Annotated in this window: 8 protein-coding genes; 2 read left to right on the forward strand and 6 right to left on the reverse strand. The window is 60.1% G+C overall.

What is annotated here, in order from left to right:
- The 3 genes from ccsA to ACFFAR_RS16105 all read right to left on the reverse strand — a co-directional run.
- Nucleotides 1-1,018 (reverse strand): cytochrome c biogenesis protein CcsA (ccsA, locus tag ACFFAR_RS16095; RefSeq protein ID WP_375508116.1); only part of this gene is annotated, 1,018 nt, incomplete at its 3' end.
- A 4-nt stretch (nucleotides 1,019-1,022) separates the two neighbouring features.
- On the reverse strand, nucleotides 1,023-3,257 hold the full coding sequence (locus ACFFAR_RS16100; RefSeq protein ID WP_375508117.1) for a cytochrome c biogenesis protein ResB: 2,235 nt from the start codon (nucleotides 3,255-3,257) through the stop codon (nucleotides 1,023-1,025).
- A gap of 208 nt (nucleotides 3,258-3,465) precedes the next feature.
- Entirely contained in the window at nucleotides 3,466-4,152 is a 687-nt protein-coding gene (locus tag ACFFAR_RS16105; protein WP_062000480.1) for a cytochrome c, read from the reverse strand.
- Between the two features lie 321 nt (nucleotides 4,153-4,473).
- Here ACFFAR_RS16105 and yihA point away from each other — a divergent pair, with 321 nt between their 5' ends.
- The gene (gene yihA, locus ACFFAR_RS16110; protein WP_375508118.1) at nucleotides 4,474-5,139 is read left to right on the forward strand and encodes a ribosome biogenesis GTP-binding protein YihA/YsxC; all 666 of its coding nucleotides are present in this window, start codon (nucleotides 4,474-4,476) and stop codon (nucleotides 5,137-5,139) included.
- A gap of 288 nt (nucleotides 5,140-5,427) precedes the next feature.
- Nucleotides 5,428-6,426 (forward strand): porphobilinogen synthase, encoded by a 999-nt coding sequence (gene hemB, locus ACFFAR_RS16115; protein WP_174365320.1) that lies wholly within the window; start codon nucleotides 5,428-5,430, stop codon nucleotides 6,424-6,426.
- A gap of 68 nt (nucleotides 6,427-6,494) precedes the next feature.
- Here hemB and dsbD read toward each other — a convergent pair whose 3' ends face one another.
- The 3 genes from dsbD to rplQ form a co-directional block, all read right to left on the reverse strand.
- Nucleotides 6,495-8,348 carry a protein-disulfide reductase DsbD gene (gene dsbD / locus ACFFAR_RS16120; RefSeq protein ID WP_375508119.1) on the reverse strand — a complete coding sequence of 618 codons (1,854 nt, stop codon included), beginning with the start codon at nucleotides 8,346-8,348 and terminating at the stop codon, nucleotides 6,495-6,497.
- Nucleotides 8,341-8,673 carry a divalent-cation tolerance protein CutA gene (cutA, locus tag ACFFAR_RS16125; RefSeq protein ID WP_375508120.1) on the reverse strand — a complete coding sequence of 111 codons (333 nt, stop codon included), beginning with the start codon at nucleotides 8,671-8,673 and terminating at the stop codon, nucleotides 8,341-8,343. The genes dsbD and cutA overlap by 8 nt, the downstream gene beginning before the upstream one ends.
- A 163-nt stretch (nucleotides 8,674-8,836) precedes the next feature.
- Nucleotides 8,837-9,126: 50S ribosomal protein L17 (gene rplQ, locus ACFFAR_RS16130; RefSeq protein ID WP_375508121.1), on the reverse strand; the 290-nt coding region annotated here is incomplete at its 5' end.

Raw genomic sequence — 9,126 nt, forward strand, 5'->3', positions numbered from 1 at the left:
GGTCCCAGCTCCAGTAGCCGCCCCAGGCGTCCGCGGCCCAGAACGCGCCGAGAATGGTCGCGATGGTGAAGAACGCGAAACCGACCGCGATCGACTTGTACATGACGTCGTCGAGCACTTCCAGCGACGGCAGGCGATCTGCCAGAATGCCGCGCTCCTTGACCAGGTAGGTCACGCCGACCATTGCCGCCAGCGCAAAACTGCCATATCCGATGAAGTTCGCCGGCACGTGGATCTTCATCCACCAGCTTTGCAGCGCGGGGACGAGCGGCTGGATCTGCTGCGCATCGCGGGAAATCGAATACCACATCAGGAAGCCGACGGCCGCGCTGATCACGAGCAACACGAACGCGCCCATGGCGCGCGTGCTGTAATGCTCTTCGTAATACAAATAAAACAAAGACGTGATCAGGCAGAACAGCACGAACACTTCATACAGGTTCGAGATGGGGATATGCCCGACGTCCGAGCCGATCAGATACGACTCGTACCAGCGCACCATCAGCCCCGTGAAGCCCATGAGCACGGCCACCCATGTCATCTTCGAGCCGATCGCGCCGCCGGTTGCGGAGCGTGTGACCAGGCCAATCCAGTAGAACACGGTTGCCAGAACGAGCAGCGCGCTCATCCAGAGGATGGCCGACTGGCTGGACAGGAAGTACTTCAAGAAGAAGTTGGTATCGGCGCGGGCCAGATCCGAATGATAAAGCTGCAACGACGACAGCGACAGCAGTGCAATGCACGCAATCAGCAGCCGCACCGGTTTCCAGCGCCACCCGAGCACTACGAACGTCGGCACCGCGGCGCAAAGCACCAGCTTGTCGTAATAATTCATGAACGGGTGATACCGATACAGCGCGAAACCCGCGCCGGCGACCATCGCGAGCGCGAATAGCCAGTCGGTTACACCCAGGCGCTTGAGAAACGGCCGTTCGTCGAACAGGTCGGAATCGACGGGCACTTTGCCCGCGCGCTGCTGCGCCTGTTTTGACTGCGAAGAGGCTTGTGTGAGGTCCATGTTCTTACCGAGTTGAATCGTGCGAGCCGGCGGACTTCGTGTCCGGGGGCGGTTCCGACGTTGGCGATGACGCCGATGGCGCCGCCGGCTGCGATTTGACACCGAGTGCAGCGCCTATCGCGTCGCGCGTTTGCGCGAATTCTTTCTCGAAATCGAGCGTCCGGCGCGCGGTGGACATTGCCATCAACACGCTGGTGCCGCCCGTTGCCGAATCTTTGAGCCAAAACCAGAGACGACGTTCCCGGACGTAAAACATCGAGAAAATGCCGAGTACCAGCAGGGCGCTGCCAAGATACACCACTTTTTTACCCGGCGCGCGTGTCAACTGGAACACCGACGCCTGGATCTGTTTGAACGAGTCAAGTTGCAGGAAAACGGGCGAGCCATACAAAAAGCTGTCCGAAAGCGCATTGATCGACGACTGCACGAACTGCGTGTTCTTCGCATCCGCCTGCGCTTCCGGCATGCCGTTCTGGGCGCGCGAGATTTGCCACAAGTCCCACGTCGCGCCTTCCAGCATGCGCAGCAATAAGCCGGCCGCTTTTTCCTGCTCGCCCTTCGGCACCGATTTATCGATGAAACCCGCGATCGCCTGGAATCCGCCGACAGTTGCGCCGGGTTGAGCCGGAACGCCCGCTTCGTCAGCACCCGCGAACAGGTTCAGCACGCGCAATGCGCTTTCTTCCAGATGGTTCTGCAGGTCGGCGTTGGCTTCCGGCACGGAACGCTGCGCGAAACGATGCGCCGCTTCGACACGCATAGCGGGCGTTTCCAGCGCGGCGCGCAGGTTCATCCATTGTTTGATCGAGCTTTGTTCGTCGGCGGGGATGCGCAGATAGCGGAACGGGTCGTTCGGGCTCAGGCGCATGCCGGCGAGGAACATCGGCTGGCCTTGTACGTCGACGGGCAGCATGTAGTTGTTGAACTCACGCGCCTGTCCGTCCGTGCCGCGCACCTTGTATTGCACCGATGGCCCCACGTTGCGCAAATCCGTCGGCCGCGATGTCTTCGCGCCGGAGCCGAGGCGTTCGTCGAATGCCTGACGCAGCGTTTGCGTCTTGCCGACACCGCGTGCGTCGATCGTACCGTTGCCGTCCGTGATGTTTTCGACGTTGATCGCGCGGAAATCGGTGAACTCGACGCTTTCACCCTGTCCGCCGATGATCTGCGGGCTCATGGGCGCCGTTCCGCCAATCGCGCCCTCGAAAGGCACTGTTTTCGTGCTGCCGCCGGACATGGGCCAGGCGGTCATGGAAAGTTTGGAGCCGCCGTCCTGGAAGCTCGATTGATAGATGGAAATGTTGTCATACGTGAACGGCTTGTTCACCTCCACACGCGCCGGAATGCGCTTGCCGGTCGCATGATCGATCACGACGATATCGCTTGCGAACAGCTTCGGCATACCCGTCGAGTAGTAGTCGACGATGAATTTATCGAGCTGGATGGAAAACGGCAGATCCTGGATCAGCGAGCCGTCCTGCTGGTTCAGGATGGCGGTCGCGACGTGCTGCCCTTCCGGCACCCAGGCGTAACCGCGGAACGTAGGATTCGACGTTGACAACCGGTGCGACGCCGGGATGTCGTTGATGACTTCATTCGACGCAATCGGCGTTTTGTTGAAGAGCCACATCTGCAGCTTGATGGGCAGGTTGCTGTCGAGCAAACCGCCGATACAGATCACCACGATCGCCAGATGCGCCGAGATATAACCGAGCTTCGTCATCGCGCCGCGCTTCGCCGCGATCAGCGTGGCGCCGCTTTCCGTCTCGAGCGTCTTGAACTTGTAGCCCATCTTGCCGGACAGCCGTTGCAACTTGGCAGCGGTCTCGGTGCGCGAGTCCGGCACCGGCGGATATTCACCCTTGTGATGGAACGCGCGCAGGCTTCCCTCGCGCACCCGATCCTTCCAGCTCTTCATGTCCGCGATCATCTTCGGGCCGTTGCGGATCACGCACAGCGACACCGAGATCACCAGGAAAACCAGGATCAGCATGAACCACCACGCGCTGTACACGTTGTAGAGGCTCAGGCCGCGGAAAATATCCGCCCAGAACGGACCGAACTGGTTGACGTAATTCGGGTACGGATCTTCCTGCGTAAGCACGGTCCCGATGATGCTTGCTATTGCAAGAATCACAAGCAGCGCGATGGCAAAGCGCATCGAGCTGATTGTTTCGATGGCATGACGTACGCTGCTACGGCTCGACTTCGACTGCAATCCCGACGTGGTGACGCTCATTCAAACTCCGGCTGAACAGCAAAAAAGGGTGGAGACGCACCGGCACCAGACCGGCGTCCCACCCTTTTTCTTATTTGCACGCCGGTCTCGCTGGACCGGCTTCGTGATGCTTATGTATGCTGGGTTCGCACTATGCCGGACGCTTGCGACGTCCGGACGACGCTGCGCGCATCTTAAAGCAGACCCTCGCGCGGCGCAGATTACTACTTCAATGCAATCCCGCGATGTAGTCCGCCACCGCCTTCACTTCCGCTTCATTCAGGCGCAACGCAATGGTATGCATGGGCTCGCTGTTGTTGCGTGTTCCTTGGGCGAACGCGGTGAGCTGCGCCGCCGTGTAATCGGACCACTGCCCCGACAAGCGCGGATACTGCACCGGCACGCCCATACCTGTTGCACCGTGACACGCGGCGCAAGCGGGAACAGCTCTATCCGTTATGCCGCCACGATAAATCTTCATCCCGAGCGGCACGGTGTTCTTGTCCCGCGCGTAACCGGGCTTCGCTTTCTGCGTCTCAAAATACGCAGCCACGTTGACCATGTCCTGATCGTTCAAAGCGGCCGCCATACCGGCCATGATCGCGTTCTTGCGCGCCGGCTCTTTCGCGCCCGGCTGCGTCTTGTAATCCTTCAACTGCTTGACGATGTACTCGGCATGCTGACCCGCGAGCTTCGGAAACGCGCCGCCGGCGCTGTTGCCATCTGCTCCGTGACACGAAGCGCAGACCTGAGTGGCAATCGCCTGACCCCGCGCTATATCGGGCTTGGCAGGCGCCGCGGCCGCTGCGGGCTCCGCTGCATTGACCGTCTGCGCCGTGAGTGTCCAGCCCACCAACCCCGCTCCGAATGCTGCTGCTAATTCCAAGGCCATCAGAGTCTTGTACAGTCGGTTCATTCGCGTACCCTGTTATTCGTCTTGTGAGAATTGTGAGGTTCTGCAAAACGACGGTTACCGATGCACTGCAAGACACCCGACAGGGGACGCGATACGAGTTCGGTACGGGCAAAAAGATCACCCGCCGCGCGCCCCGAAATCTGCCTTCAAACCTGTCTCACTCCTTATCCCGCTTGGGTCTTGCGTGCCCTGGCTGGTCTTCGTACGACCGTCGTATTGTACAATAACTCGCTAAACGCAAAGACGCCAGTCGGGGCAAGCCCAGTATTCAGTGGCTCCTTACAGCTCGAGTTTCCACAGAATTTCACTTTCGGTCTTCCCATGTCGTCATTCCTGCTCCATCAAGCCCGTTTCTTTACAACGGTCAATCACTTACGCGATCTGCCTCCCACGCCGCAGCCGGAGATCGCGTTCGCTGGACGCTCGAACGCCGGCAAGTCAACGGCCATCAACCTGCTGTGCAATCAGAAGCGGCTCGCGTTCGCGAGCAAGACGCCCGGGCGCACCCAGCACATCAACTACTTCGCCATCGGCCCCGCGGACCAGCCCAGGGCCCACGTGGTGGACTTGCCGGGCTACGGTTATGCCGAAGTGTCAGGCAACGCGAAGCTGCACTGGCAGGCGTTGTTGTCCACGTATTTGCAAAGCCGCGCCCAGTTGGTCGGCATGATCCTGATGATGGATTCGCGTCGCCCGCTGACCGAGCTCGACAAGATCATGCTCGAATGGTTTGCGCCCACCGGCAAGCCAATTCACGCGTTATTGACGAAATGCGACAAATTGACGCGCCAGGAAAGCATTAATACGCTGCGCGCGACCAAGAAAGCGTTCGAGGAATATACGGCGTCCGGATATCGCGGGGAACTGACAGTCCAGCTCTTTTCGGCACTGAAGCGCGTTGGCCTCGACGAAGCGCACGAGAAGATCGAAAGCTGGCTGATTCCCAAGGCGATTGAAGAAAGCGACCCGGCAGACGAGGCGCAGTAAGCCCGCTTCGAGCGGTCCGCGCTCCCGGCATAAAAAAACCCGCCGCATGACGGCGGGTCAAACAGCCTGATCGAATCCTTTACGAATCACCACAGGCACCCGCTCAGGGAGGAGAAGCGGGGAGGTCGGCGCCAGGCGCCTCACTCGATCGGTATGATATACCATTGTCTCGAAATGGTTCTGGAGCTGCCCCGCCTGGCGTCTCAGCCGCCTCCGACGCACGCGCCATCTGGCCGAGCCGCGTCTTCCCGTTAATTTCCCAATTTCAAAAATTCCCGAGTACACGTCATGAGCTTTTATCCGCATCATCGTCCGCGCCGCATGCGCCGGGACGACTTTTCGCGCCGCCTGATGCGTGAAAACCTCTTGTCGACCAACGACTTGATCTATCCGGTGTTCATCGTCGAGGGGACGAATCTGCGTCAGGCCGTGCCTTCAATGCCAGGCGTCGAGCGTACGTCCGTCGACCTGCTGATGAAAGTCGCCGAGCAGTGCATGGAACTGGGTGTGCCGGTTATTTCGCTCTTCCCTGCCATCGAGCCGTCGCTGAAGACGCCCGACGGCCGCGAGGCGACCAACCCCGAGGGCCTCATTCCGCGCGCCGTGCGCGAGTTGAAGAAGCACTTCCCCGAACTGGGCGTGCTCACCGATGTCGCGCTGGACCCGTACACCAGCCACGGCCAGGACGGCGTCCTGGACGAACAAGGCTACGTCATCAACGACGAAACCAGCGAGATCCTCGTCGACCAGGCTCGTACGCAAGCTGAAGCGGGCGTGGATATCGTCGCGCCTTCGGACATGATGGATGGGCGTATCGGTGCGATCCGCGAAATGCTCGAAAGCGATGGCCACGTGCACACACGAATCATGGCGTACGCGGCGAAGTTCGCATCGGCGTTCTATGGTCCGTTCCGCGATGCCGTTGGCTCGGCCACGAATCTCGGCAAGAGCAACAAGATGACCTACCAGATGGACCCGTCCAATTCCGATGAAGCCATGCGCGAAGTCCGCATGGACATTGAAGAAGGCGCCGACATGGTGATGGTCAAGCCGGGCATGCCGTACCTGGACATTGTGTATCGCGTGAAGGAGGAGTTTCGTTTTCCGACTTATGCGTATCAGGTCAGCGGTGAGTACGCCATGATCAAGGCCGCCGCGCAAAATGGCTGGCTCGATCACGACAAGACCATGATGGAATCGCTGCTGGCGTTCAAGCGCGCGGGAGCAGATGGCGTGCTCACGTACTTTGCTTTGGACGCTGCCCGGATTCTGCGGGCTTCGAAATAGCCGGCATGATGGGAGCGAAAAAGGCGACGCAATGCGTCGCCTTTTTCGTTTTCCGTGAGGTTAATGTTCTACGTCGTAGGCGCCCCAAGCTTGTCGAGGCTCTGCAAAAACTTGTCGGCCGATTCGTAGCCTACTACGCGTGCGACTTCATTGCCCTGGGCATCGAAGAAGATGATGCCCGGCGGTCCGAAAAGCTTGAAACGCTTGAGCAGGGCCTGGTCGTCGGTATTGTTCGCAGTCACATCCGCGCGCAGGAGATTGAGCTGTGCCAAGCGTGCGCGCACTCTCGAATCACTGAACGTGAGATGTTCCATCTCTTTGCACGAGACGCACCAGTCGGCGTAGAAATCGAGCATTGCCGGACGTCCAGCGGCTTTCACCGCGAGATCAAGTTGCTCCGATGACTTCACCGGCGCGAAGGTTTCGCCCGGAGCCGATGCTTGCGTGGCGACCGCTGTTCCGGCACCGGCGCGAGCCGTGAAGACGGCAAGGGGACGCAGCGGGTCGGTCGACCCGGCAGCGAGGCCCACCAGCAGCGCCGCGCCCCAAATGGCGAGCAGCGCACCGAATCCACGTCCGAGCCGCCTCCAGACAGATATCCCTGCTGCACCCGACGAAAACAACCCGAGCGCGGCCGCAGCAATCAGCAGCAACAACGCAGCCAGCGCCATCTGTACGACGGCGCCCAGGACCGGCCAGACGATCCACAAGGCCGCTGCGAGCAGGATCACGCCGAAGAAAACCTTGACGCCGTCCATCCAGTTGCCGGCGCGCGGCAGCAACGTCCCGGCGCCGAGGCCGATGATGAGTAGCGGCACACCGAGTCCGACACCCATCGAAAAGAGCGCAGCGCCGCCGAGAAACGCATTGCCCGTATGCGCGATGAACGCCAGCACGGCAAAAAGCGGCGCAGTCATGCACGCACCGACCACGAGCGCCGACAGCGCGCCCATGACGATCACAGCTACGACCTTCCCGCCCGAACGCTTCTGCGAGGCCTCGTTGACGCTGTTTTGCCAGCGCGCGGGCAGCGCGATATCCATGCCCGCGATCAACGTCAGCGCAAAGACCGCGAGCAACACGCCGAATGCGCCGAGTACCCAAGGATTCTGGAGCCATGCGCCGAGGCTTTGTCCGATCATCGCCGCGAGCACGCCGAGCGCGGTGTACACGAGCGCCATGCCGAACACATACGCGGCCGATAACCCGAACCCGCGCGACCGCGTGACCCGCGCACCCTCGCCGATGATGATTGCCGAAAGGATCGGGATCATCGGATAGGAGCACGGCAGCAAGCTCAACACGACGCCCGCAACGAAGTACAACCCGACGATCGCAAAAAAACCGCCACTTTCAAGCAGCGATTGCGCGTAGTCCGCGTTGGTCGCGCGGTCGTACCAAGGTACGTCACTGACGCTGGTTGCGGGCGTGAGCGCGCCTGCAGAACCGGCCGCCTGCAACGCAGCGCCAGTCACGTGATAAACATGATCCGCAGGCGGATAGCAGATACCCTGATCGGCGCATCCTTGCGACGTCACCACGATGTCGAACGGACCTGGTGCCTGTTTCACCGGGATCCGGATCAGCAGTTCTCCACGATACGTCTCGACGTCCTTGTTGAAGGTTTGATCGAAGTGGACTTTCCCGGGCGGCAGTTGTGCTTCGCCCAACGTCGCCGTGCCGCTTTTCACGGCAAACGCAAAACGCTCGCGGTACATGTAGTAGCCGTCTGCGACCTTATATCGCACATCGATTTCGCCTGGCTTTTCGCTTGCGCTGAATTTGAAGGCGACGGACGGATCGAGAAAATCGTCGGCGGCATGCGTAATCGAAATCGAACCGAAGACCAGGACGAAGCACGACAGCAACATGAGGGCGGCGTCGACAACACGGCGCGCGCAGAAATCGAAGGGCTTAAACATTAAGAGGACGTTGAGTTTCCGCGATGACCCATTGTCCATAGGCCGCCGATGCGTCGGCCTGCCACGAGACAATTTCAGGTGTTTCATAAGGATGATTCGACTCTATGAACCGCGCGAGTTCATCGCCGCGCGCCAGACTCGTCTTGAACAGCATCTGAAGCTCCTCAGCCGCCTCGACCTTCCCGTTCCACCGATACCGCGACTTGACCATGCCCAGCTCGGTCACACAGGCCGCGAGTCGTGCGTCAATAACCTGTTGCGCCAGCACCGATGCGGCGTCACTGTCAGGTAGCGTCGTAAGAACGAGGACGACGGGCGTGTTCACGAAAAGCTCCAATGCAGTCGATATGGACGCAATCGTAGCACTGCAAGCCAACGGCCAACATTCAGCCGATCGGCCTGGCGGTGCGGCGCCCTAAAGCAGATCCACCGAGCGTAAAAAAAGCCAAGCAAGGCTTGGCTTTTTTGTCCAACAACCGCTCAAAAGCTTATTCGGCTTCTTGAACGTCGTCAGCTTCAGCGAGTTCCGGACGATCCATCAGCATGACCAGCGCCATCGGCGCGTTGTCGCCTTGACGGAAGCCGAACTTCAGGATGCTCAGATAGCCACCCGGACGCGTTTCGTAACGCGGGCCGAGTACGTCGAACAGCTTTGCGACGGAATCACGATCGCGCAGGCGGTTGAACGCCAGACGACGATTTGCCAGCGACGGCTTCTTGCCGAGCGTGATCAGCGGCTCGACAACTTTACGGAGTTCTTTCGCTTTCGGCAGCGTGG

Source organism: uncultured Caballeronia sp., assembly GCF_964243625.1.
Lineage (GTDB): Bacteria > Pseudomonadota > Gammaproteobacteria > Burkholderiales > Burkholderiaceae > Caballeronia.

Coding starts and splice junctions, on each gene's coding strand:
- ACFFAR_RS16100 (WP_375508117.1), bottom strand. CDS start 3,257: ATGAGCGTCACCACGTCGGGATTGCAGTCGAAGTCGAGCCGTAGCAGC.
- ACFFAR_RS16105 (WP_062000480.1), bottom strand. CDS start 4,152: ATGAACCGACTGTACAAGACTCTGATGGCCTTGGAATTAGCAGCAGCA.
- yihA (WP_375508118.1), top strand. CDS start 4,474: ATGTCGTCATTCCTGCTCCATCAAGCCCGTTTCTTTACAACGGTCAAT.
- hemB (WP_174365320.1), top strand. CDS start 5,428: ATGAGCTTTTATCCGCATCATCGTCCGCGCCGCATGCGCCGGGACGAC.
- dsbD (WP_375508119.1), bottom strand. CDS start 8,348: ATGTTTAAGCCCTTCGATTTCTGCGCGCGCCGTGTTGTCGACGCCGCC.